This window comes from Synechococcus sp. MIT S9220 (assembly GCF_014304815.1).
Classification (GTDB): Bacteria; Cyanobacteriota; Cyanobacteriia; order PCC-6307; family Cyanobiaceae; genus Synechococcus_C.
This window is the reverse complement of record NZ_CP047958.1, coordinates 477,806-501,108: the sequence shown is the minus strand read 5'-3', so window position 1 is coordinate 501,108 and position 23,303 is coordinate 477,806. Positions and strand designations below refer to the sequence as shown.

Sequence of the window (23,303 nt, the reverse complement as noted above, 5' to 3'; positions counted from 1 at the left end):
ATAGTCCTGAGGGAAGTCACCCCTCACGGCTGTTGGTCTGAATAAACAGGATGATCAGGAAGACGGTCGGCACCAGAACAAACAGCAGGCTGGCCACGAAGCCGAGATCGTTGGTTTCCATGAATGTGAAAGAACCTGCTGGAACGTATCACCGTCCGGAAAGCTTTGACTCGAACCGATCAGCGCTCTTCACCGGGCGTTGCAGGCGAACCTTGACGAGAGACTTCCAAAGGCTGCATGGTTTCGTCAGTGACTGACTTGTCATCAGCGTCCTCATCAACGGCGGACGCACCAGGCCATTCCAAGGGTCCGGGAGGCAGAGGCGCCGCCAAGGCTGCAGCCACCCGCTTGTCCTGATCAGGCATCGAAGCCTGTGGCTTGGTTACCACCACGACCGACTGCTCAACCAGAGATTGACAAGCAAGGCGCCATCCTTCTGGCCTCCGTCTGAGCTTGGCCTCCTCCACCGCAGTTCTCGGACTCATGGCGGCTGTCGACGTCTCGCCTTCAACTTTCACAAAGCAGGTGCTGCACTGTCCGCAGCCACCACAGTTACCGAGCTGCCCTTTCAGCCCATAGAGCTGAATCCCTTCACGGACGGCCACAGCGCGCAGGTTTTCACCCGGGAAGCACTCCACATCCCGACCCTCACGCACAAAACGGATGACAGGCATTGAACCTCTTGCAGAGAAGGGCGCTGCGACACGCCGAGGCATAGACACTACGAGCCCCAGGTTGCGTTTTGTAACCCCCCGGCCAGAGATGGCAGCGAACACAAGCAATGCCAGGAAAGCGGCGGGATCGAGAATTTCGATCACCTGGGCAACCGTCAATTCACGTTGCAGCTCACGACAGCCTGACGCGTACATCGAAGTGAACGCCCTACGATCGCCAGGTCTGGCTGCATTGGCAGCTCCGTTCCCCCGAACCTGACCCATGGGATTGCCCTGGTATCGGGTGCACACCGTCGTCATTAACGACCCAGGCCGCCTTCTGGCCGTGCACCTCATGCACACTGCCCTCGTCGCCGGCTGGGCCGGCTCGATGGCTCTTTATGAACTCGCCATCTTCGACCCCTCCGATCCAGTCCTGAACCCGATGTGGCGTCAGGGCATGTTCGTGATGCCCTTCATGGCCCGCCTGGGCGTGACGGACAGCTGGGGTGGCTGGAGCATTACAGGGGCCACTGGTGTGGATCCTGGCTTCTGGAGCTTCGAAGGTGTCGCAGCTGCTCACATCGTGTTCAGCGGCCTGCTCATGCTGGCCGCCATCTGGCACTGGACTTTTTGGGATCTTGAGATCTGGCAGGACCCCCGCACCGGGGAGCCAGCTCTCGATCTCCCCAAAATCTTTGGCATCCACCTGCTCCTCGCAGGCCTCGGCTGCTTCGGATTTGGAGCCTTCCACCTCACCGGTGTTTTCGGTCCTGGGATGTGGATCTCTGATCCTTATGGCATCACGGGTCACTTAGAGCCGGTGCAACCGTCATGGGGTCCTGAAGGTTTCAACCCCTTCAACCCTGGCGGAATCGTTGCCCACCACATTGCAGCTGGAATCGTCGGCATCATTGCTGGAATTTTCCACATCACAACGCGTCCGCCGGAGCGCCTTTACAAGGCACTACGGATGGGCAACATCGAAACCGTTTTGGCGAGTGCGATCGCTGCCGTGTTCTTTGCTGCGTTCATCGTTGCAGGGACCATGTGGTACGGAGCTGCTGCCACTCCGATTGAGCTATTTGGCCCCACTCGTTATCAGTGGGACCAGAGCTACTTCAAGACTGAGATCAACCGTCGCGTTCAAACCGCGATGGATCAAGGTCAATCGGAATCAGAGGCCTACGCTTCGATCCCCGAAAAGCTGGCCTTCTATGACTATGTCGGCAACAGTCCTGCCAAAGGTGGACTGTTCCGCGTCGGTCCCATGGTCAATGGTGATGGCCTGCCGACCGGCTGGCTTGGGCATATCGCTTTCACCGACAAAGAAGGACGCGAACTTCAAGTTCGCCGTCTGCCCAACTTCTTTGAGAACTTCCCAGTGATTCTCGAAGACTCCGATGGCATTGTCCGGGCTGATATTCCCTTCCGTCGCGCTGAAGCCAAGTACTCCTTCGAACAGCAAGGCGTCACAGCATCAGTCTTCGGTGGTGCACTCGACGGTCAAACCTTCACTGACCCCGCTGACGTGAAGCGATTAGCCCGCAAAGCACAGCTGGGAGAAGCGTTCGAATTCGATCGCGAGACCTACAACTCCGACGGCGTCTTCCGCAGCTCACCTCGCGGCTGGTTCACCTTCGGGCACGCCACATTCGCGCTGCTGTTCTTCTTCGGCCACATCTGGCACGGAGCTCGTACGTTGTATCGCGATGTGTTCGCCGGAATTGATCCCGACCTCGGCGAACAGGTGGAATTTGGACTCTTCCAAAAACTGGGAGACCGTTCCACCCGCCGATTGCCAGAGGGCTACGTTCCCCCTGCAGGCACACCGCTCAGCTGATCAGTCCTTAGGAGATAACCGATGGAAAGCTTCGCTTACATCCTCATCCTCACTCTCGCGATTGCAACTCTGTTCTTCGCGATCGCATTCCGCGATCCCCCGAAGATCGGCAAGTGATCATCTCCGCCCCGCTTTCAGCGGGGCTTTTTTTATGTCTAAAACGTGAATTCGCTCCGCAGATGTCATGGGTGGACGCGAGCCTTACAATTCATACATCTACGTAATTGCTTGGGCGTGCAGTGCCCCTCCTGCCAGAACACCGATAGCCGGGTGCTCGAATCAAGAGCCGCCGACGGAGGTAGAAGCGTGCGTCGGCGCAGGGAGTGCCTCAATTGCGAATTTCGTTTCACAACATACGAACGGGTTGAAACCGTTCCAATCACAGTGATTAAGCGAAATGGCAATCGTGAAACTTTCAGTCGGAGCAAATTGCTTCATGGCTTAAGTCGAGCTTGCGAGAAAACTGGGATTCCTCCAGAACGCCTTGAAACCATGGTTGAAGAGCTGGAACTCAGCCTTCAACAACGCAGCGGCCGTGAAGTCTGCAGCAGCGACATCGGTGAACTTGTGCTCGACAAGTTGAAAAGTCTCAGCGAAGTCGCCTATATCCGCTTTGCATCCGTTTATCGCCAGTTCAGCGGTGTGAGTGATTTTGTCGCCACCCTGGAAGGTATCAATGCAACCAAGGCGGAGCTGACAGCCGCGATCTGAGCTTGGTCGTCGATCTGTAGACTCGGCAATTGCCTGATCCAGGTCGGCGGGCCTGTATCAGATCCCATCGCTCTGTCCAAGAGGCAGACCGCCAACGTTCCATGACTGTCACTCCCACAGATCCTTCCCAGGAATCTGCAGTGGACACCGCAGAAGCGGTCACATCCGAAACCGAAGCCGTAGCTGAAGGGTCAGCTGATCAAGCCGACTTCGGTACCGATGAAGACCTCGGCATTCCCGAAGACATCCCCACGGCTGATGATCCCAGCAGCCGGGCGACGAGCCGGGACATCGACAGTGCTGGATTCACCCTTGATGAATTCGCGGCATTACTCAGTAAGTACGACTACAACTTCAAGCCCGGAGACATTGTCAACGGCACGGTTTTCGCCCTGGAATCCAAGGGCGCAATGATCGATATCGGAGCCAAAACCGCTGCATTCATGCCTCTTCAGGAGGTGTCGATCAATCGCGTTGAAGGACTCAGCGATGTGCTGCAACCCGGAGAAATCCGGGAGTTCTTCATCATGAGCGAGGAGAACGAAGACGGACAGCTCTCCCTCTCCATTCGCCGGATCGAATACCAGCGAGCCTGGGAACGTGTCCGCCAGCTGCAGAAGGAAGACGCCACCATCTACTCCGAGGTGTTTGCCACCAACAGAGGTGGAGCCCTGGTGAGGGTGGAAGGACTGCGTGGCTTCATCCCCGGATCCCATATCAGCACCCGTAAACCCAAGGAAGAACTTGTTGCCGACTTCCTCCCCCTCAAGTTCCTTGAGGTCGATGAAGAGCGCAATCGTCTGGTGCTGAGTCACAGGCGCGCTTTGGTCGAACGCAAGATGAACCGCCTCGAAGTGGGTGAGGTGGTCGTGGGTACCGTTCGCGGCATCAAGCCTTACGGCGCTTTTATCGACATCGGCGGTGTCAGCGGTCTGCTGCACATCTCTGAAATCAGTCACGAGCACATCGAAACGCCACACTCGGTGCTGAACGTGAATGATCAGATGAAAGTGATGATCATCGATCTCGACGCCGAACGAGGCCGCATTTCACTCTCCACCAAAGCGCTTGAACCGGAGCCTGGTGACATGCTCACGGATCCGCAGAAGGTCTTTGACAAGGCTGAAGAAATGGCTGCTCGCTACAAGCAGATGTTGCTTGAGCAAGCCGAGGAAGGCGAAGAGCCCCTGGGTTCAATGATGATTTGAGGGAGCCGAGCCAATGGCTCATCTCAAACTCAAGGACCGCGAGCTCGGTTCAGTGCAGGGGGTGCTGTTCGATAAGGACGGCACCCTTTCCCATAGCGAGCCGCGTTTAATCGAACTGGCAGACGCCAGGCTTGATGAAGCAGGGCGCCGTTTTAGATCGAGAGGTGCCTCAGCTGGCGAGCTTCAGGAGCTGAACGATCTGCTAGCGCGAACCTACGGACGCTGTAGTGCCGGGGTCATCCCTGACGGCACGCTGGCCGTCGCGTCGCGACATCACAACCTGCTGAGCACTGCAACGGTGTTCTGTCAGATGAATCTGAGCTGGCCTCAATCACTGGTCCTGGCTCAGGAGGTGTTTGATCATGTGGATCACCACAGACAGGCGCTGCATCCAGGTGGGTACCCGATTGGCTTGTTGCCTGATGCAGCAAGGCTTCTCAGAGAGCTGGCCGCTGCTGGAATCACTTGTGCCGTGATCAGTAATGACACCACAGAGGGCATTGAGAACTTTCTGCACCAGCACCAACTGAATGACTGCATCAGTGGGCTCTGGAGTGCCGATCACCACCCAGCCAAACCAGACCCTGGAGCTGTTCAGGGACTGTGCTCACAGCTGGACCTCCGAGTGGAGAACTGCGCCCTGATCGGAGATGCCGACACCGATCTGTTGATGGCACGACAGGCAGGGATCGGACTGACCATCGGCTATGTGGCCGGATGGCATCGCGAGCCAACGCTCACCGCCCATGAACATCTGATCAGTCACTGGAGCGAACTGACCGCAACAACAGACGCAATGTCAAAGGATTAAAGGGTCGACCCCGTAAAGTCGCCGCCAATGACAGATGGCCATGAGTCGATACGTTTTTACCTCTGAATCCGTGACGGAGGGGCATCCCGACAAGATCTGCGATCAGGTCAGTGATGCCGTACTCGACGCCCTTCTGGCGCAGGATCCAACCAGCCGTGTGGCCTGCGAAACAGTTGTGAACACTGGCCTTTGCATGATCACAGGCGAAGTGACATCCAAAGCGCAAGTGGACTTCATCCACCTTGTTCGCAATGTGATCAAGGAAATCGGATACAGCGGGGCTCGCGCCGGTGGCTTTGATGCCAACAGCTGTGCTGTCTTGGTCGCCCTTGACCAGCAGTCGCCCGACATCGCTCAGGGTGTGAATGAAGCCGACGACCACGCTGGCGATCCGCTGGATTTGGTTGGCGCCGGCGATCAGGGGATCATGTTCGGCTATGCATGCAACGAGACACCCGAGCTGATGCCCCTGCCCATCAGCCTGGCCCACCGGCTGGCAAGAAGGCTGGCGGAAGTACGTCACAACGGCACCCTCGATTACCTCTTGCCTGACGGCAAAACGCAGGTGAGTGTGGTTTATGAGAATGACAAGCCGGTTGCGATCGACACGATCCTGATCTCAACCCAGCACACGGCTGAGGTGGGAGGCATGAGTGATGAACAGGGCATCCGTGAGCGGATCACGGAGGACCTCTGGACCCACGTCGTGGAGCCGGCAACAGCCGATCTAGCCCTGAAACCCAGTCGCGAAGCGACCAAATATCTCGTCAACCCGACCGGAAAGTTTGTTGTCGGCGGTCCCCAGGGTGATGCCGGGCTCACCGGTCGCAAGATCATCGTGGATACGTACGGGGGGTATGCCCGTCATGGCGGCGGCGCCTTCTCAGGCAAGGACCCCACCAAAGTGGACCGCTCAGCAGCCTATGCAGCTCGTTACGTGGCGAAATGCCTTGTAGCAGCTGGTCTGGCCGAAAGGGCCGAGGTCCAGCTGAGCTATGCCATCGGCGTTGCCAAGCCGGTGTCGATTTTGGTGGAATCCTTCGGAACAAGCCAGTTGGCCAACGATGCGCTGACAGGCCTGGTTCAGGAGCACTTTGACCTGCGCCCCGGAGCCATCATCGAAAGTTTCGGACTGCGCAACCTGCCTCAGCAACGTGGTGGACGCTTCTACCAGGACACGGCGGCCTACGGACACTTCGGCCGCAATGACCTGAAGGCTCCCTGGGAGAACGTTGACGCCAAGGCGGCAGAACTACGCAACGCCTGATCGGTTGATGCACGATTCACTGGTGCTCGGAATTGATCTGGGCACCAGTGGAGTGCGGGTTGCGGTTCTCAATCAACAGCGCGATCTGCTCCACACGGATTCCAGCGGCTACGAGCGAGGCCTGGCTGATCCAGATGACTGGCTGAAAAGCTGCATCCAGCTGATCAAGGCCATCCCACACGAGCTGCGCAGCCAGCTCAGGGCTGTGGCTGTCGATGGAACCTCAGGGACATTGGTGGCCTGCGATCCACATGGCACCCCCCTAGGACAGGCTTTGCCTTACAACGTTGCCTGTCCGGAACAGCTGGATCAGGTGCGTGGGCTGGTGCAAGCAGGCCAGCCGGCGGCAAGCGCCAGTGGCAGCTTGGCCCGCGCACTGAGGCTGCTGGAACAGCACTCGCAGCCGCTGATTCTTCGTCACCAGGCTGATTGGATCAGCGGCTGGCTGCTTGAAGACTGGAGGTTTGGAGAAGAAGGCAACAACCTTCGCCTGGGCTGGTCGCTCAGCGATCAACGATGGCCTGGTGCCTTTGAGCGGCAAGCCTGGCGTGAGGCACTGCCGCAGATCCGACCCAGCGGCTCAAAGCTCGGATTCATAAACGCTGCCCGAGCCAGACAGCTGGGGCTATCGGAGGACATGCTCGTGATTGCAGGCACAACCGATGCCAATGCGGCAGTCCTCACCGCCGATGCCGCCGACGATGAAGGCATCACCGTGCTTGGGAGCACGCTTGTGCTCAAACGCTTCACCAGCATCCCTTTACGAGCTGGTGCAGGGACATCCACCCACCGAGTGGGCGGTCGCTGGCTGGCCGGGGGAGCCTCCAACAGCGGCGGTGCAGTGCTGCGGGATTGCTTTCCAGGGATCGACCTCGAGGAACTGAGCCGACAGATCGACCCTGATCAAGACAGTGGACTGAAGCTGCTGCCCCTGATCGGTCAAGGAGAGCGCTTTCCCGTGGATGATCCCGATCTTGAGCCAATCCTCACTCCTCGACCAGTGAGTGATGCGCTCTATCTGCATGGTCTTTTGGAAGGTCTGAGCCGGATTGAATGCCAGGGCTGGACCAAGCTCACTGAACTCGGCGCACCCGCGCCACAACGACTCGTGACCCTGGGGGGGGGCGCCAGAAACCCCCAGTGGCGGCGCCTGAGGCAACGGCTGATCGGTGTTCCGATCCGCAGTTGTGACAGCCCTCCTGCTGCGGGGGTGGCGCGACTCGCACTCAGCGCTCTGCAACAGCAGCATGACCAAATCAGCCATTCCGGGAGAGAATCGACTGAGCTTCCATGAGCCTTTGGCAAACAAACTCCGTGACGCGCTCGCCATCGGGTTGTTCGTCGTGTTGGCCGGATACGTGGGGTACAGCGGTTTTCGACTGGCCCTGCTGCTCTGGCAGCGCTTTAGCTGATTTCGTTCATCAATCCCTGAATCTTTCCAATGGCCGCCGAACCGCTCACTCCAGCCATCAGCGAACGCATCTGTCGTCATATGAATGACGACCACAGTGATGCTGTGCTCCGCTACGCCCACCACTACGGAGGCCTGACATCCGCAACGGCAGCCTCGATGACAGGAGTGACCGCAGAAGCCATGACCCTTGAGGTGAATGGCGAGACCCTCAGCATTCCCTTCGACCACATGCTCACCGACAGCGAGGACGCACACCGCACTCTCGTGGCCATGTTGAGAGCCATGCCTGCCGGTGCTGACCAAGGGGAATCCTGAGGTCAATCGCAGATCGTTGCCTTGCTGACCAGCATCAAGAGCTGTCTGAAGCAGCTACTGATCGAACCCAGTTGCGCGATCTGCAAGCGACAGACCAGCTCAGAAGCTGATCAATCAGGCCTCTGCCAGACCTGCCAACAACGTCTGGGGCTTGCAGAATCAGGGCAGAGGGGCATGAGCCCCCTGCCCTGGCGCGCGGCCTCTTGGTACAGAGGCGCCATGCGTCAGTTGATTCTGTCGTTGCGCAGGAATCCGAAGATTGGCTCTCTGCAAGCGATTTGCACGAGTCTTCAGTGCGATCTGCCACAAGGCAGTCTGCTGATACCGATCCCTGGCTGGAAGGCGAAGAGCCGGTCGAATCCGCTTCCGGAACTGATCTGCCGCTGCCTGGAACGACCAACACTTCAGCTGCTGCAGCGTTGCCGCCCCACGGTGGGTCAGCACCGGCTGAACCGTCGACAGAGAGTGAGCAACCAGTGCGGCAGCTTCAGGCTGAACCAGGTTTCCACTCAGTGGACAAGCCATGCCTGGACGAACCTGCGCAGTCAGCAGCAGGTCTGGCTGGTCGATGACATCGTGACAACAGGTGCAACCGTTCTGGCCGCGAAGCAGGCCCTTCAGGCTTCAGGAGTCAACATCCAAGGGGTGCTTTGCCTGGCCAGAACCCCCTGGGAGCTCCACCCCGTGATTTAAGATTCAAAGGTCGCGTAGAGAACGCGCCGGGATAGCTCAGTTGGTAGAGCAGGCGACTGAAAATCGCCGTGTCCCCAGTTCAAATCTGGGTCCTGGCACCTTTCTTAAGCGCCCAAAGAGCACCGAATGGTTCCTGGAATGGCACCGTTGGGTGCTTTTGAGTGCCCGACTCTCCTGAAATCCATCCGCGTTGCATCAGCGCAAAAGCGAACAAAAAAACGGGATGGTTTCTCGCGCCACCCCGTGATTCCCCTATTGGTGTCTTCCCGATTCAGTCAGCACCTCCTCCAAGCGGACAAGCACAGTGTTATGTATCAATATGATACACAACGTCGTCAAAGGCACAGTTCAGAGAAAAGGGGCCGTCAGGCGTCAATTGAAGCCATCAGCCGCCATTGCAGAAGCGAACTGCTTCGGCATTGGTCACGCCCTTTGCGATGACCTCGTCTACACAACCATTGAACGCCTTGCTTTCCTGCTTGACAGCACAGAGCCCCAAGGCGATTGCTGCCAGTGATATAGCGGAGACGACGGTGGCAGAAATCTGAATCACGCCATAGGCCAGCATCGCCTTCTTGTTGCCAGCACAACCTTTCTTCCCTTTCTTCTTGCTGGGAGAATTTTGGGAGGAGTTGTCTTCAGTCATGGAAAAAGGAACGTTTTAAGAACGTTATGGACTGGGACCATGCGCCGAAGCAGATTTCGGACGTAATAACCGCACCAAGGTTCTAAAAGGAACAACACCTAGAGAGCATCAAAACAAGTGTTTGTTCTGCTCCCCAACCAGCACAAACCTCTTGAAGTCCTCTGACGGCCTAAACCTTCAAAGCCCATCCAGCTCATCTCTAAGCATCTTCTGAAGGGTGATCAGACGTGCCACTTTTCCTGGCGTGCTTCTTGATCACAGGGAATTCCGGGCAAGTGAGAGCAGGAAAATCGGCTCTTGCCTCCATGAAGAGGTGACGAATCAGGACTTTGTATTGACGCCTGGTGTCGTCCACAGAGAGCCCCTGCGCTTCACAGTGCTTGCGAACGATGAGCAAAAACTCCAAAAAATCGTTGCTGGAAATTCGCTCAATTGTCTTGGTCGTGGCCCACGGCTGAAGACCAATGCCGATCGCTCCATTCCAGAGGTTCCGCTTGTCACTTAACCAGCGATTGCGATTGCTCCTTGGTTGCTGCTCTGCATGGGCATACCAGCGCTCCCAATACACCGAAAGGGCTTGGCTTTGCTCACGCTGAAGCTGCTCCAGCTGCTGATGCAGAGTTCGCCACCGCTCCTGGGAAGCAGCCACAGCAATAGTGACGGCTTCCCAGGGATCAGTGGTTCCACAGGTTCCCTCAATCGACAGACGCTTGCCTTGTCCTCGGTTGGTTCTTCCCTGAAAAAGACGCGGATCATCGGCCTTTTCTGGAAGAAAACGCCATTGAAGATTCTTGGTCTTCCTGCTTTTGGCGCTTGGTTTCTGGCGGAAGACGGATAGAGATGGATGAACGATCGCCCCTGCCCAGCCCAGGTCTCGCACCACATTCAGACTGTGCAGAGTGCCGTCGATCCAGTTCTGGGGAAGAGAGCGAGACATAGAGTTGCCCTACCAACGCCAACGATCAGGAGGGCGAAGGAGCTACCGCCGAACCAAACCAAACGCAAGGTCGCGGTATGGGAGCAGCAAGACCAGCCTTTGCCAAAAGGCGTTGTCTTGATCACTGCTCAACCAAATTGAGTGTTTTAACGGGTCAATAGTCGCATCAGCCCCAGCTCAAATCCTGGTCCTGGCACTTCGCAGAACCGCTCATTGATTCCAATCCCGGTTAACGACGATCGACAGTTCAACAACGCCGATGGATTCGCCATGGTGTTCGATCCCGCCTGGAAAGAATGTCTCAAGCGTGGCGAGCTTGAGAACAAATCAGTCGATGAAAAAATCGAAACAGTGATCGACCATTTGAACGACCATCCTTTTGTGCAGTCAGATCCAACACAAGCTCGCCAAGTTGCTCAGTTCAGGGTCCGCCTGCTGGAGCTGTGAGCAGCTGAGGCAACCTTGAACCCCAACGATCAGGCACTCAACAGATCAATTTGATCATTGTCGTCCTGATCATTGTCGTGCTGATCATTGAGCTGGTCATGAGCAGGATCAATCTGCGGGTCATCCACATAAACGGTCTCATTCAGCGAGGGCTCAAGCTCATCGAGATCCTCACGATCAGAGATGGCTTCATCAACGCAGCCAGAAGCCATTTCATCGGCTGATGGAGTCACGAGTTCGAGCACCTGGCCGGGAGCGTCTTCGTCGAGCAGTCCTTGGAGATGCCTGAGACGGTCACCACTGTCATCAAGCAGCTGTTGGCTGGCTTCATCTGGAGCAGGGTCTGATCCAGCAGACAAAGCATTCAGTTGCAACTGCTCAAAACGCTCCTCCATGGCCAGCAAACGCAGCGTGAGTGACTCAGCGATCTCACTCACTGCATGCAGCTGTCGACTGAGCTGCTGGACCATCAGCGCATTGGATTCAGCTGCAGCCATGGGACACGAGCGTTGGCGGCCCGATCGTATCGATCGTGCGTGGGTTGTCCAGGAGTGCCTGGCGCGAGCCAAACCCCACCTCACCCCATTCGACTTCAGGTGACATCCCTGACGCACGGCAACTGAGATTCCGAACAGTACGGATACAGTTCCCAAGGCCGGATTTGAGCGATGGATGGATCACAGCAGGCCAACCTCATGTCGTTGCTCGAGGGGGTTGGAGCTGACAACGAACAGCTCCATTCGGTCGGGGATCAGATCCTGCGGCTGAATCTCAAACCAGATGACCTGCAGCTCTGGCAGGACACCTTCGCAGCCATGACGAAGCCTGGAAATGTGCTGCTCGCCTGCGAAAGCGACGCCTGCCCATTAGGTGCAACCAAACTCACCTGGGTTGTTGGTGCCGCCATCCGCAGCACGGCAGCGAGGTCTGCTTCCGATGTTGGAGCACTGCTGAAAAGCCTTGGAGTGAGTGATCCAATTGCCGATGCCGTCCCCGATCACTGCCCAGGAGTGGGGCAGGAGATTGCCTGGGCGTTCTATCTGGAACGCCACGGCTGGCTGACCGCATGCCCAATTCTTCCCAAGACTTTGAGAAACAAGGCGGTTCATCCGTGAGCTCCGCTTCAGCAGAACGCATCAAACAACTTGCACGCAATTCGAAGGTGTGTGGGCTTAGTGGAGATCCCAGCCTTCCGGAGAACCTGCGTGATCTGATCCATGAGGCCGATCAGAGCAAACGCTTACTCAGCGATGAAGAGATTCAAGAGTGTTGTGACTGGTCAGGTCTTGAAGCCGCTCCACTGACTGCACTTCAATGGCAAGTTTCAGATCTTGTTGACCAGGCGCGTGCCGATCTTCTGAGAGAGCAGCCGCAGCTGGTGCAACCAGGCGGCAAGTTGTTCCCGCAGGATCGGGCCGACGCCTGCTGGCGCGACTGCTTTCATTTTCTGCGCGTCAGCATTTACGGCACCGCATTACGTAAAAGCGACGTTACGGATAGCGAGGGCATGCAATGCCTGGCAGAGCTTTATGCACTACTCGACGTGCCAGTGTCTGGCTTACTGCTAGCTCTGGATCGACTGCGCCTGCATTCAGTGGCCAGTTACAGCAGATTGGGAGCAGGAGCCAATGCCGAAGCACTGGGTGATGCGTTATCTCACCTCGGCAACATGATTCGCAAGGAGATGAAGAGACACGACGGGTCTCAGCGGGAAAGCAGTGAAGCAGACATAAAATAAGCAGCATTGACTGAGCATTTCTACGGATGGCGCTTCAGCTGCTCGACTACCCGCTGACCAGCCAGAACAACCGTGTTGGCGACCAGGGCGGCCTGAAGTCTGAGCTGAATCGCGCGACATATCCAAGCCGTGAAGACCGGGGCTTCCAGATCGAGCAGGCCTATCGGCAGATCTTCTTTCACGCCATGGAATGCGATCGTGACGTGAACCTTGAATCCCAGTTTCGTGATGGAAGCATCACAACCAGGGACTTCATCCGCGGCTTACTGCTGTCAAGACGCTTCCAAGAAGGCTATGTGGCCTGCAGCACAAATTACAGGCTTGTCGATCAGGTGGTTGGCCGCGTTCTCGGCAGAGAAGTGCATGGCCAAAGCGAGCGAATCAGCTGGTCAATCCTGATTGCAGAGAAAGGCTTCAGCAGCTTTGTTGATGCTGTGCTCGACAGCAGCGAATATCTGGATTCATTTGGCTATGACGATGTTCCAAGTCAGCGCTCACGCGTGATTCCAGGTGCCTCAACCGGAGTAATGCCGATCTACCAGCAATATCCTCGCTACGGAAGCGACTGGAGAGATCAACAATGGGACCAGAAACTACAAGCCAGGCTTGAAATTGAGACGCTTGTCCCTGCCTATATCAAAACCCCTGAGTGGGCTAAAAAGGCCTGGCTTGGCCTGGCTGCGATTGGAGCCTTTGAAATCATCAGAGTTCTCCTTATTGTTGCCGGAGAAATGTATGGCACTCGCTAATTGAAGTACGGTTGATTTAGACATCGTTTTTAGGCACAACTGACGACGCAGAACGGCCATTCCCATGATGGAGGCACGAGATGACGCGAAGATTTGCGGCAAAAGAGCTACTGGAAGCAAAAAAGAGCATCATTTGATGACAACCAATGCACCACAAAATACTTGAGGTGAAGAAGCATTAAGCATCTAATCGGCGACCATTAAGAAAGTCGAAGAATCGCGAGAAAACATTTTGTTGCAAGCCTCCTTGCTCTGAGGAGTTCATCCGAAAACGCGATTACTGTCTGTTCACAAGCACTCCTTTGAGATCAGTAATGGTCGCCATCAAGCCGACACGTGATTTCACGAACCTGAACCGCGTCTCCTACGCCGCAGGGAACTCCACCAAAACACGACGCAACACGGCGACCAATCTCTACCGCCAGGAATGCGAAAAAGGCAACTTGATTCCGCGCCAGGGCCTCGCTGCTTCAACACCTGAGGAATACAAAGCAAACCTGTGTTCCTCCATGGGCATTGGCATCGGACCAAGGGTTCACAGCGAATGTCCTTTCAGCAGTGTCAACGAGGTTTACGCAGCCAACGGAAGCGATGCCCTAGAGACAGCGATCGCCGCAAGCTACAAGCAGGTTTTCGGCAACCTGGGCCCCATGGGTAACCAGCGCTGCACTGAGCTGGAGTCGCAACTCAGCACCGGCGAAATCAGCGTGAGGGATTTCGTGGCAGGACTTGCCAAGTCAGACCTCTACAAAGAAAAGTATTTCTATCGTGTTTCGCCGATTCGCGGCATCGAATTGAACTACAAGCATTTGCTTGGAAGACCCCCCATTAATCAAGCTGAAGTGAGTGCAGCGATCACGCTCATCGCCGAAGGTGGATTTGATGCATTGATCTACAAAATCACCCACTCTGGGGAGTATCTGGAGGTGTTTGGAACAGACACTGTTCCGTATCCACGCGCCTGGACTTCGGCAGCTGGTGCTTATTGCTCCACATTCACCAATCTTGCCAGAGTCACTCCAGCCAACGCTGCTTCAGATACAACAATCGAAGGGCGCAGCCAACTGGTGGTGGAATTCAGCAACGCTCGCCGAATTTCTCAATCAGGTTCTGGATACGACGTCAGTGGATTCGTTTACTCCAAAGCCGTCAAAGACCCTTACAGCGGTGCATTCCAACGCATGTATCAGTCTAAGAATGCTAAAACCTGGGCATAAGGAAAGAGGCTGAGGATTCAGCAAACCAAGCTCAACGAAGAGTTGAACATCACGGCACCGACTGATCCAGTCGGTGCTTTTTGATGAATGCATCCAGTCCCAAAACAGCGCAATTCAGCACTCCATCAAGGGATGATCGATTGATAGGGCCCACACAAGGAGCAAGGACCAACTCAATCTCAACAACCATCACCCTTGAGCACTGATTGAATTAGATCATTCAGGTGGAGGAGAGGTAGCCTCGATGCAATGCAATTCAGGAGGATCGAGCTCTGACGTCTCAATTCATCGACCTTCGCAACTGGACGGCCCCCGAGACGCAAACGCCTGAAAACGCACAAGGTTCAGCAGTGGATGCTCGTGGTTCCGACTGGAGCCAACAGGATTTAGGTCAACGTGATCTGAGCGGCGCCTTGCTCTGCCGTTGCAACCTGCGTGGCAGTGATTTAAGCCAATGCAAACTGGAAGGCGCAGATCTACGTCTGGCGGTATACGACTCGAGCACCAAGTTTCCTGAGAATTTCGATCATCAAAACAGCGGTGCTGTTGGTCCAGGAGCAAAGCTCAATGGTGCTTTTCTGAATAACGCAGATTTAAGAGGAGTTGACCTGCGCAAAGCGGTGTTAATGGGTGCCTATCTCAGCGGGACCGATCTCAGCGGGGCAATTCTCGATGGCACGGCGATGGCTGGGGCAGATCTTCGACACGCCAACTTGCGAGGTGCGATGTGCAGAGGCACACGCTTTGGAACCAGCCAGCTGGATATGGCCGATTTCCGAGGCGCAGACCTCGAAGCTGCAGCACTTGACTGCGTCGAATCGATTCGGGGAGCTGACTTCAGTCTGTGCCGAGGTCTTGGACAGCAGCTGGAGACATTGCTGAACCGTGGAGCGCTTGAACTGGATCAATGGAACCCGCTAACACGCAGCTCAACGCGGACAAGCCTGGAATCGCTGAAAGCGAAAAATGGTTCAGAAAACCAAAACTGATGCCTGCTCAAGACCCCTTCCAGGAGCACTGAATTGTCACGTCACGCAATATTTAGACACACTTGATTGAGCTTTATAAAGAAGGCGCTCGCGCACGGCAGTTCTGACAGACGATAGGGCCTGCGAATATCGCGAGAACCTTCATGCCCTTCGGTCCTGCCTCGCTTTTGGGGGTCGAGCGCTTCTCGGACGAGAGTGAAGCACCCCTCGAACTGCTCCCTGGCGACGACGATGCCAAGAAGGAGCAGGTCATCCGCAAGGTGTATCAGCAGGTGCTTGGCAACGCTTACGTCATGGAAAGCGAGCGCCAAATCATTGCTGAATCGCAGTTCAAGCTCGGTGAAATCAGCGTGCGAGAACTGGTGCGACGCATCGCCAAGAGCGAGCTGTATCGCACACGCTTTTTCGACAGCTGCGCGCGTTATCGCTACATCGAGCTGGCCTTCCGCCACTTTCTCGGAAGGGCTCCTGAAGACTTCCAGGAAATGCGCACCCATGCTGAACGCCTAGACAGCAAGGGATATGAAGCCGATATCGACAGTTTTCTGGATTCAGACGATTACCAGAATGCATTCGGTGAGTGGACCGTTCCCTATCAACGCGGTTGGAAAACCGAATGTTGCACGACTCTCCAGGAATTCACCTGGAGCTTCCAGTTGTTGCGTGGAAACAGCAGCAGCAGCCTGAAGGGTGATCTGGCTGGCAACCGCAGCAAGCTTGGCGGTGCGGCCTATCAGAACCTGCCACTTCCGGTCGTTCCTCCGTCATCCACTCAGGCCACAGGCTGGAGTTTCCGCCCTTCAACCAATTTGCAGGATGCACCGACCCGACTGGGTGCAGGTGCTGGCGAGGAGGGCATGACGTACCGCGTGGAAGTCACGGGCTACAGCGCCAACAATCTGCGGCGCATCTCTCGCTATACCCGCAGCAACCGGGTCTTCTACGTTCCGTTCGACAAGCTTTCTGAGCAATTCAAAAGGATTCACCGAGAAGGCGGAAAGATCGCAAGCATCACTCCGGTGACCTGATCTCATCTGAACAAGCATTCGACCACAACCCAACAACCTTTCATTAGATCTGAACCATGGCAACCAACCAAACTTCGAACGGATTCGGCGCTGAAACCAAGTGGAATAGCCCTGTCAGCTTCCAAAGGAAAGGGCAAAACGCTCAGAAGCCTGCACTGACTATTGGCGAATTCCTCAAACAGTCATGCGATCAGATGGCGATCGGCGTTGGTCCTCGCAGCCATGAGGATTGTCCCCACCGCGTGACAGCGGAGTGCTACAGCCCCGACGACCAGGCATCACTGGATGACGTGATTGCTGCCAGTTACCGACAGGTGTTCGGCAACGCGCACGTCATGGATTTTGAACGCTGCACTGAACTGGAAGCACAACTGAGAGACGGCAGGCTCACAGTTAGGGACTTCATCCGAGGGCTGGCGCAGTCAAGCTTTTACAAGTCTCGTTTCTTCTCTGCGGTTGCCCCACAACGTGGAATCGAACTGAACTTCAAGCATCTGCTGGGTCGCGCACCCCATTCTCAGGCTGAGGTGTCTCAAAAAATCAGCTTGCAGGCTGAATGCGGCCACGCTGCACTGATCGACAGCATCATCGACTCGGCTGAATACCTCGAGGTATTTGGCAGTGACATCGTTCCCTATGCACGTGCTTGGAGCTCACCCGCAGATCTGGCCACCTCAGCATTCTCAATGCTGGCAGCACTGCAAAAAAGCTTTGCTGGAAGTGACAGCGCACGCGGAGGCAGCAGTGCACTGACAAGCAGCATGGCGTCAGGAATCGCCCCCCGCATCGGCCGTCCTTCCGAAGCCATCGGAGTCCGCCCCTCCACAGCATTCTCGCGTGGTCAGATTCCAAGCAAAGCTCCTGGAATCACCAGCGGCAGCGATAGCGCGCCGATGCGCGGTGACTCCTACGTGTTCTTTGGGTTGGGGCAAAGGGAGCAAGAAACGTTCCAACGTTGTCCTGGCGATAGTGCAGATCAACTGAATGCACTGATTCGGGCCTCTTACAAGCAGGTGATGGGCAACCCCCATCTCATGGAATTCGAACGGTCCGTATCTGCAGAAAGCAAATTCATCGATGGCTATCTGAGCACTCGCGAATTTGTGCGGGCGATTGGCCTTTCCGCCGAATACAAAAAGCGTTTCTTCGAGACCAATGCCCCCTATCGCTTCATCGAACTGAACTTCAAGCATTTCCTTGGACGTGCGCCAAAATCCCAAGCAGAAATCAGTGAGCACACTCGAATTCTTGCTGAAGGTGGTTACGACGCGGAAATTTGCAGTTACGTTGACTGCGAGGAATACCAAAGCACGTTCGGTGAAGACACCGTGCCTTTCGCACGAATTCTCTCCGAAGACGGCCGCTCACAGGTTGCCTTCAACCGTCATCTCAAGCTGGCCGAAGGTTTCGCGGCAAGCGACACAGTTCTAACCAGTTCTTCGTTGGTCACTTCAGTGGCAACAGGAATGGTTCCGGGCGGATGGAGCTCCACCACAACGAGAATCAACAGAACTGGCACCCAATCTGGTGCACCAGATCCCACCAAAAAGCGCTTCCGGATTGTAGTTGCAGCTCAAGCTGCACGCTCCAGGCAACGCACTGCAGGAAGCACCTACTTGGTGTCTGGCAAAGACATGTCCAGCCAGATGAAGTACATCCATGCCAGAGGTGGAAAAATCGTCTCCATCACCGAAGTGATGTAAGCGAATTTCCATCAACGACTTGTTGAATAGGCCCTTTGATGATCAAAGGGCCTAAAAAATTGACCCATCACCTAATCACCTGAGACATGACGGAAACCACCACACTGGCAACCCAGGCCAATGCAGATCTGGGACATGCTGATGAAGTGATTCAAAGCATTTACAAGCAGGTTTTCGGTAACCGTCACCTCATGGAGTTGGACGTCAACAAGTCTCTCGAAGCCTTGTTTATGAATGGCGATCTTTCGGTTCAAGGGTTCGTGACAGCGCTTGCGCAATCTGATACTTACAAGAGACTTTTCCTAGAAGACAAGAGCCCCTATCAATTTGTAGAGCTCAATTTCAAGCATTTATTGGGACGACCTCCTCATGATCAGAACGAACTGATGGAGCATGTCACCCGCATGAACACTGAAGGGTATGAGGCAGAAATTGCAAGCTACACCTACAGCGAAGAATATCTAGCTGCCTTTGGGATCGACCAAGTCCCCCACAATCGATCAGGCGAATCAATTACTGGCGGACGAACCATTAACTACACACGTGGAATTGCAGTTGATGCCGGCTACGCAGGCTACGACGCAGCCAGCAATGGTTCAAAACTGCTGAGCAGTCTCTCCACTGGCAATGCACCTGCAATTGTCGATCGCAAGAGCGTTGGCAACGCCAAGGGAATCTCAATCTTTTGGACGACTAGTCGTCAGGTCAGCGCTAATCGGCGTGTGATGCAGAAATCAGTTGTGACTCAAAGCTCCATGTCTGCAACGCTTCGGAGCATCCAAGCCCAAGGTGGTCGGATCATTTCTATTTCGAAGGCTTAACCCTTCAAGGAGTTGTCCGCTGATTCTTCTTTGAATCAGAGATAATTGGATTGGCGCTAGTGAACGCCAATCCAATTCCATCAATCAACCGGACAGACTCCTAGTTTTTTCGTCGACACACCCTGACATGCCAATTCTTAGAGACACCACCAGGTCTGACCCCAATCAAACAGACGCTTTCAACAAGTCTGTTTCATCGGTTCCCATGGCAATGTCGATGATGGTTGACTCCATGGTCAACATGATGCAAGCCAATTTACCTAAAAACACCGAAGGATTCGACACTCAAGGCAGAATTAATGATGAATATTGAGCAGTTTGTTGCTCAAAGCATCGGAGAATGGCGCTCTATGAGAAGCGGCCACTCACTTGCATTTCAACAATTCGAAGATGTACTGAGTGAAATATCAATCAAGGCATTCAACGATGATCAAAACAAAATTTCAGAGCTGATCAAAGCATCATCTCAACCTTCTGATAGTCAGTATCAATCTCCCTTTAGCATGGAGTGGAATGCTGAAAGTGACTGGGAACCCGACGATCCAAGCGAAGTCTCAAGTGGATCTTGCCTGATCGTACCGATCCCATCGGACGAAACATCGGGAAAACTTCTAAGAAGCGTGGGTTACGCAGAAGCTGTAGCAGCAGAATCAGACTACCGCTTTCTTGACGATGGCACGTTTATTCTTAAGACTCACTATGATCAATCAATAGCAGAAGAACGCATCTGGTTCATATCAGAGCACGTTCGCTGTCGATCTTCAGTCTTAAAAACATCGGCTGGATCTGGAATCCTTCAGTCTTCTTTTGCATCTGAAGTCAGAAAAATTTCAACCTAATAACTCAAGCCTAAAAACCTCAGCCATGGATAATCAAGATAAGCTCAGATTCGCGAAAACACTATCAGGTATCTACGATAATTTCGCTCAATCACAAGAAAGGCCCAAAGACTTCGCACGCATCAACATTGTCTTCCGGCCATTACCTTGGACTGTTTTCAAAGGTCCTGGTTTTTATTCAGAGCAGTTTTACGATTACTCTCCTTGGGATCCCTACAGGCAAGGAGTTCATCGCCTCATCTGCCAAGACGATGTTTTTGTGATTGAAAACTTTGATTTTAATAATAAGGAACGACTGGCTGGATCTGGCAGACATCCAGAATTACTTGATTCGCTTGATAGCGATAGCCTCAAAAAACGCTGCGGCTGTTCAATGCATTTCAAAGAAACAACAGCAAATCATTACGTTGGAAATGTTGAACCAGGGAAAGAATGTTTGGTGCCTCGAGACGGAAAACTAACCTACTTAGTTAGCGAAGTTGAGGTGAATCAACACACTTGGGTGAGTCGAGACCGAGGATTTGACCCAGAGACAGATGAGGTGAAATGGGGTTCGGAGCATGGACCACTCAAATTCAAAAGAATTGAAGATATCTCTGATATAGTGACTCCGTCTTGGATCGAAGAAGAAAAATAGTGAATGGAAAGTAGCGAAAAACAGCTTAAAGGTTGGATCCGTTCACAACATCTGATCTGCGAAGGTACTGACTTTATATTTGAAACCGTTGATCAAACACAACTTGAAAAATTTGAAGCCTGTATGCTGGAAATTGGTGGTCAAGTGCGACAAGTTAAAGCTGTTGGAAATTGGCCAATGGGGCCAAATCGATCATTTAAAATCCTGAGAGCTGTTGCCAGTGTGCCCCGACCTGGAGGAGAAGATTTAGTGACGTATTGGGCAAAACGTGGCGGGAAACAAACACGATATGCAGATATCAATACATAAAGCTATTCACCAAACCAACCCATCCAAGTTGGCGTCGAGAAATCAGTGTGCTTGCTCCACTTACGTAAAATTGCGAGCGAATCGATTTGAAAACCTCGCTCAGCTGCGATCGCAATCACTTGATCTTGATTCAGCGCCGATTTGATCTCATCTTGAAGAGCTTGATCTGTCTTTGCTAAAGCAATAAATTGCTCAAGAACTTCGTCGTGATTACCATCAGTCATAAAAAAGCTCTGAAAAAGTGCTTAAAACGCGGCAATTAAGCAAATTAACTATCCGCTCCTTCCATCAGCATAGCTCTCCAAGCTGTGAGTTGACGGAAAGCCCATGACCAGTGCTCGGGATCAGCACTGAGCACTTTTTGTTGTATGGAAACTGACAAATTGGAGAATTCACGCTCATAACATGCATTCCATTGTGCTTCGCTGAAATCAAAACCCTGATTCTGGCCGTAGGTAATGATCTCTTGATGAGAACTCAGAGGTTTTAAACCAGTCGCAAGTTCGTGAGAACGAATCACCTCGTGAATAAAGCGAGTGAGCTCTTCGGAATGCATCAGCAACTCTCGATCCAGATTGCAAAATTGGCTTTGCTACAGATCATTTGCAAGACCAGCGGTCCACCGGGGCAGCGAAGCATCCGCCAAGAGATCGCTTGATCCATCACACCAGAATCCACGAGAATCTTTGCTGCACTCGTTGCTTGCTCGAGGGGAATCAAAGCTGCCCCTGTTATCGAGGCATCAACCGATTGAACGACCTGGCGCAGTGTTTCTATATCAGTGGTGAGATTGAGCCGATCCCGAATTGTCTGATCACTCTGAAGCGAGTCCACAAAACGTGGCAACGCTTGTTCCGCTTCTGCAGAGGCAGGCATAACAACAAGACAAGACACTCTATTTTAACAGAAAAAACAAACACCTAAAATGGGATCATCCTTGCGAGGGCTGGGGATGTAGAATCAAAAAGACTTAGGAAATAGGCGGCATCATCAATCATGTCTGAACGGTTTGATGTTCTCTTTGCCGGACTAGCCGAAGAAAAAGCGATTGAGTTACTGAAAACAAACCCTGAAGAACTCAAAAATCCTGTAGAGAAATACACGGCAGCGACTCGCCTTGCTGCATGCCAGAGCGATGAATCACTTGAGGCTCTGATCGAAGCGATCGGCCTTGAACAAGAGAATCTGTTCAATCGAATTACGCGCCGAAAGGTGCTGGAAGCTCTAGGGCGACGCCGAGATTCCCGCGCCTTACCAGGACTCTTCAGTGCACTGAGATTTGATGATGAACCCTCAGTGATCAATGCGGTTGACTCGATTGCGCAGATTGGTTCCGCCCTTGATAACGAGCAACGCAGAGCTCTTCTCAACGCCTTAAAGGGAAGCGACAACCAGAAAAGATCCGTGATTCAGGCGCACACACGTCTTGGGATCGAAAAAGCAGACCATGAAATTTCCGTGCTGGAGGACGACGCCAATCCACTCGTTGCAGGGGCTGCTCGTGCCTATGCCGCCAAGATTCACGGTCGGATCGATCGGCTGAAGCCCCTGATTCCTCAACTCACCGATCCCATCGCTGGGCGACGCCGATCTGCTGTGATCGACTTAGGAGATGCCGGCGAGAGTTCCGTGCTGGAGCATCTGGTGTCATCTCCGGTGTCGATGCCGCTCAGAGCGAAGAGCGCCTTTCAAATCGTGGATCCCGAGAAAACAGGACTGGTTCCGGCCCCCTACGCAGAACTGATCACGAGGCTGCTTCAGGACAATCCTTTGAATATGGCCTTACAACAAGACTGGATCTGCGAAAGCTCGCTGAGCGAAATCGAAAAAAATCTCCAGCACCGTGACGAAGGCAAGCAGTACGGAGGCGCACTCACTCTGATGAAGATGCCCAGCCCACACCAGCTGGAGGCAATCGATCACATTCACGCCAAGTTCTGGAGTGACTATGGAGCGAACTACCTACTCACAGCAGTCATCGGACTGAACAGAGTGCACGAACGCAGTGATCTGGTGCGAACGGCCCTGGCTGAGACGCTGCCGCAATACGCAAAATCCAGAGTTGCCGCTGCATGGGCCTGTCTCAGACTTGAACTCAATGACCAAATCGAGCTCCTCCAAGACATTCAAATGAATACGCGTTGGTTACCACTGAAATGGAGCTGCGAGCAGGTGCTTAAACAGATGTCATAACCACCACTTCGACTGCGGCGCAGGGAGTTCAGAGGCAACTGCTTAAGGACTTTGGAATTTTTATTTTTTCCTTCGAATTGGTTTTGCAAACTTGTGTGTCCTGACAATCTGCTTTTGGTGGCGAGGCAGAAAGCA

The 23,303-nt window shown here is 54.1% G+C and carries 29 protein-coding genes and 1 tRNA gene; 23 read left to right on the top strand and 7 right to left on the bottom strand.

Going from position 1 to position 23,303, the window contains the following annotated elements; all coding sequences use genetic code 11:
• Nucleotides 1–16 precede the first annotated feature (16 nt).
• Together psbM and SynMITS9220_RS02550 are read right to left on the bottom strand one after the other, a co-directional pair.
• A complete protein-coding gene (psbM, locus tag SynMITS9220_RS02555; RefSeq protein ID WP_006042119.1) occupies nucleotides 17–121 on the bottom strand; it encodes a photosystem II reaction center protein PsbM in 105 nt (34 codons plus the stop codon).
• 58 nt (nucleotides 122–179) lie between these two features.
• The gene (locus tag SynMITS9220_RS02550; RefSeq protein WP_370594357.1) at nucleotides 180–938 is read right to left on the bottom strand and encodes a 2Fe-2S iron-sulfur cluster-binding protein; all 759 of its coding nucleotides are present in this window, start codon (nucleotides 936–938) and stop codon (nucleotides 180–182) included.
• Here SynMITS9220_RS02550 and psbB point away from each other — a divergent pair.
• The 10 genes from psbB to SynMITS9220_RS02500 all read left to right on the top strand — a co-directional run bounded on the left by psbB (nucleotide 937) and on the right by SynMITS9220_RS02500 (nucleotide 9,013).
• Nucleotides 937–2,496 carry a photosystem II chlorophyll-binding protein CP47 gene (psbB, locus tag SynMITS9220_RS02545; protein ID WP_115124822.1) on the top strand — a complete coding sequence of 520 codons (1,560 nt, stop codon included), beginning with the start codon at nucleotides 937–939 and terminating at the stop codon, nucleotides 2,494–2,496. The genes SynMITS9220_RS02550 and psbB overlap by 2 nt on opposite strands.
• 21 nt (nucleotides 2,497–2,517) lie before the next feature.
• Nucleotides 2,518–2,613, top strand: a complete 96-nt coding sequence (locus SynMITS9220_RS02540; RefSeq protein ID WP_006042122.1) for a photosystem II reaction center protein T — start codon at nucleotides 2,518–2,520, stop codon at nucleotides 2,611–2,613.
• A 117-nt stretch (nucleotides 2,614–2,730) separates the two neighbouring features.
• Nucleotides 2,731–3,207: a transcriptional regulator NrdR gene (gene nrdR / locus SynMITS9220_RS02535; protein ID WP_115124927.1), complete on the top strand. Its 477-nt coding sequence runs from the start codon at nucleotides 2,731–2,733 to the stop codon at nucleotides 3,205–3,207.
• Nucleotides 3,208–3,308: 101 nt separating this feature from the next.
• Entirely contained in the window at nucleotides 3,309–4,415 is a 1,107-nt protein-coding gene (locus tag SynMITS9220_RS02530; RefSeq protein WP_186990499.1) for a 30S ribosomal protein S1, read from the top strand.
• A gap of 13 nt (nucleotides 4,416–4,428) precedes the next feature.
• A complete protein-coding gene (locus SynMITS9220_RS02525) occupies nucleotides 4,429–5,226 on the top strand; it encodes an HAD family hydrolase (RefSeq protein WP_186990497.1) in 798 nt (265 codons plus the stop codon).
• A gap of 40 nt (nucleotides 5,227–5,266) precedes the next feature.
• Nucleotides 5,267–6,493 carry a methionine adenosyltransferase gene (gene metK, locus SynMITS9220_RS02520; RefSeq protein WP_186990495.1) on the top strand — a complete coding sequence of 409 codons (1,227 nt, stop codon included), beginning with the start codon at nucleotides 5,267–5,269 and terminating at the stop codon, nucleotides 6,491–6,493.
• Nucleotides 6,494–6,497: 4 nt separating this feature from the next.
• On the top strand, nucleotides 6,498–7,787 hold the full coding sequence (locus SynMITS9220_RS02515) for an FGGY-family carbohydrate kinase (protein WP_186991779.1): 1,290 nt from the start codon (nucleotides 6,498–6,500) through the stop codon (nucleotides 7,785–7,787).
• Between the two features lie 147 nt (nucleotides 7,788–7,934).
• Nucleotides 7,935–8,222 (top strand): DUF2470 domain-containing protein, encoded by a 288-nt coding sequence (locus SynMITS9220_RS02510; RefSeq protein ID WP_067095513.1) that lies wholly within the window; start codon nucleotides 7,935–7,937, stop codon nucleotides 8,220–8,222.
• A gap of 21 nt (nucleotides 8,223–8,243) precedes the next feature.
• Nucleotides 8,244–8,915, top strand: coding sequence for a ComF family protein (locus SynMITS9220_RS02505; protein ID WP_186990493.1), 672 nt, complete (start codon nucleotides 8,244–8,246; stop codon nucleotides 8,913–8,915).
• Nucleotides 8,916–8,940: 25 nt separating this feature from the next.
• Nucleotides 8,941–9,013 (top strand) — tRNA-Phe (locus SynMITS9220_RS02500).
• A 287-nt stretch (nucleotides 9,014–9,300) separates the two neighbouring features.
• Here SynMITS9220_RS02500 and SynMITS9220_RS02495 read toward each other — a convergent pair.
• Nucleotides 9,301–9,561: a hypothetical protein gene (locus SynMITS9220_RS02495; protein WP_255483190.1), complete on the bottom strand. Its 261-nt coding sequence runs from the start codon at nucleotides 9,559–9,561 to the stop codon at nucleotides 9,301–9,303.
• 199 nt (nucleotides 9,562–9,760) lie between these two features.
• Nucleotides 9,761–10,498 (bottom strand): hypothetical protein, encoded by a 738-nt coding sequence (locus tag SynMITS9220_RS02490; RefSeq protein WP_186990491.1) that lies wholly within the window; start codon nucleotides 10,496–10,498, stop codon nucleotides 9,761–9,763.
• Nucleotides 10,499–10,711: 213 nt separating this feature from the next.
• On the opposite strand from SynMITS9220_RS02490, the gene SynMITS9220_RS02485 reads away from it, so the two are divergent.
• Nucleotides 10,712–10,945: a hypothetical protein gene (locus SynMITS9220_RS02485; RefSeq protein WP_186990489.1), complete on the top strand. Its 234-nt coding sequence runs from the start codon at nucleotides 10,712–10,714 to the stop codon at nucleotides 10,943–10,945.
• A gap of 29 nt (nucleotides 10,946–10,974) precedes the next feature.
• On the opposite strand, the gene SynMITS9220_RS02480 is transcribed toward SynMITS9220_RS02485, so the two are convergent.
• Entirely contained in the window at nucleotides 10,975–11,442 is a 468-nt protein-coding gene (locus tag SynMITS9220_RS02480) for a hypothetical protein (RefSeq protein ID WP_186990487.1), read from the bottom strand.
• 171 nt (nucleotides 11,443–11,613) lie between these two features.
• Here SynMITS9220_RS02480 and SynMITS9220_RS02475 point away from each other — a divergent pair, with 171 nt between their 5' ends.
• The 11 genes from SynMITS9220_RS02475 (at nucleotide 11,614) to SynMITS9220_RS02425 (ending at nucleotide 20,975) form a co-directional block, all read left to right on the top strand.
• On the top strand, nucleotides 11,614–12,060 hold the full coding sequence (locus SynMITS9220_RS02475; RefSeq protein ID WP_186990485.1) for a hypothetical protein: 447 nt from the start codon (nucleotides 11,614–11,616) through the stop codon (nucleotides 12,058–12,060).
• Nucleotides 12,057–12,683: a phycobilisome polypeptide gene (locus SynMITS9220_RS02470; RefSeq protein WP_186990484.1), complete on the top strand. Its 627-nt coding sequence runs from the start codon at nucleotides 12,057–12,059 to the stop codon at nucleotides 12,681–12,683. The genes SynMITS9220_RS02475 and SynMITS9220_RS02470 overlap by 4 nt, the downstream gene beginning before the upstream one ends.
• A 26-nt stretch (nucleotides 12,684–12,709) precedes the next feature.
• On the top strand, nucleotides 12,710–13,432 hold the full coding sequence (locus SynMITS9220_RS02465; protein ID WP_186990482.1) for a phycobilisome rod-core linker polypeptide: 723 nt from the start codon (nucleotides 12,710–12,712) through the stop codon (nucleotides 13,430–13,432).
• 314 nt (nucleotides 13,433–13,746) lie between these two features.
• Entirely contained in the window at nucleotides 13,747–14,649 is a 903-nt protein-coding gene (locus SynMITS9220_RS02460; RefSeq protein WP_186990480.1) for a phycobilisome rod-core linker polypeptide, read from the top strand.
• Nucleotides 14,650–14,921: 272 nt separating this feature from the next.
• On the top strand, nucleotides 14,922–15,638 hold the full coding sequence (locus tag SynMITS9220_RS02455) for a pentapeptide repeat-containing protein (protein ID WP_186991775.1): 717 nt from the start codon (nucleotides 14,922–14,924) through the stop codon (nucleotides 15,636–15,638).
• A gap of 143 nt (nucleotides 15,639–15,781) precedes the next feature.
• On the top strand, nucleotides 15,782–16,666 hold the full coding sequence (locus tag SynMITS9220_RS02450) for a phycobilisome linker polypeptide (protein ID WP_186990478.1): 885 nt from the start codon (nucleotides 15,782–15,784) through the stop codon (nucleotides 16,664–16,666).
• A 56-nt stretch (nucleotides 16,667–16,722) separates the two neighbouring features.
• Complete coding sequence (locus SynMITS9220_RS02445) at nucleotides 16,723–18,369, top strand: phycobilisome rod-core linker polypeptide (RefSeq protein WP_186990476.1); 1,647 nt, start codon at nucleotides 16,723–16,725, stop codon at nucleotides 18,367–18,369.
• Nucleotides 18,370–18,455: 86 nt separating this feature from the next.
• On the top strand, nucleotides 18,456–19,190 hold the full coding sequence (locus SynMITS9220_RS02440; RefSeq protein ID WP_186990474.1) for a phycobilisome rod-core linker polypeptide: 735 nt from the start codon (nucleotides 18,456–18,458) through the stop codon (nucleotides 19,188–19,190).
• Between the two features lie 302 nt (nucleotides 19,191–19,492).
• A complete protein-coding gene (locus SynMITS9220_RS02435; protein WP_186990473.1) occupies nucleotides 19,493–20,029 on the top strand; it encodes a phycobiliprotein lyase in 537 nt (178 codons plus the stop codon).
• A gap of 25 nt (nucleotides 20,030–20,054) precedes the next feature.
• On the top strand, nucleotides 20,055–20,666 hold the full coding sequence (locus SynMITS9220_RS02430; RefSeq protein ID WP_186990471.1) for a chromophore lyase CpcT/CpeT: 612 nt from the start codon (nucleotides 20,055–20,057) through the stop codon (nucleotides 20,664–20,666).
• Nucleotides 20,667–20,669: 3 nt separating this feature from the next.
• Nucleotides 20,670–20,975, top strand: a complete 306-nt coding sequence (locus SynMITS9220_RS02425) for a CpeR family transcriptional regulator (protein WP_074160749.1) — start codon at nucleotides 20,670–20,672, stop codon at nucleotides 20,973–20,975.
• Nucleotides 20,976–20,977: 2 nt separating this feature from the next.
• On the opposite strand, the gene SynMITS9220_RS02420 is transcribed toward SynMITS9220_RS02425, so the two are convergent.
• Nucleotides 20,978–21,199: a Nif11-like leader peptide family natural product precursor gene (locus tag SynMITS9220_RS02420; RefSeq protein WP_186990468.1), complete on the bottom strand. Its 222-nt coding sequence runs from the start codon at nucleotides 21,197–21,199 to the stop codon at nucleotides 20,978–20,980.
• 44 nt (nucleotides 21,200–21,243) lie between these two features.
• On the bottom strand, nucleotides 21,244–21,531 hold the full coding sequence (locus SynMITS9220_RS02415) for a Nif11-like leader peptide family natural product precursor (protein WP_186990467.1): 288 nt from the start codon (nucleotides 21,529–21,531) through the stop codon (nucleotides 21,244–21,246).
• A 440-nt stretch (nucleotides 21,532–21,971) separates the two neighbouring features.
• On the opposite strand from SynMITS9220_RS02415, the gene SynMITS9220_RS02410 reads away from it, so the two are divergent.
• Nucleotides 21,972–23,168 carry a HEAT repeat domain-containing protein gene (locus tag SynMITS9220_RS02410; RefSeq protein ID WP_186990465.1) on the top strand — a complete coding sequence of 399 codons (1,197 nt, stop codon included), beginning with the start codon at nucleotides 21,972–21,974 and terminating at the stop codon, nucleotides 23,166–23,168.
• The last annotated feature ends 135 nt before the right edge of the window (nucleotides 23,169–23,303 follow it).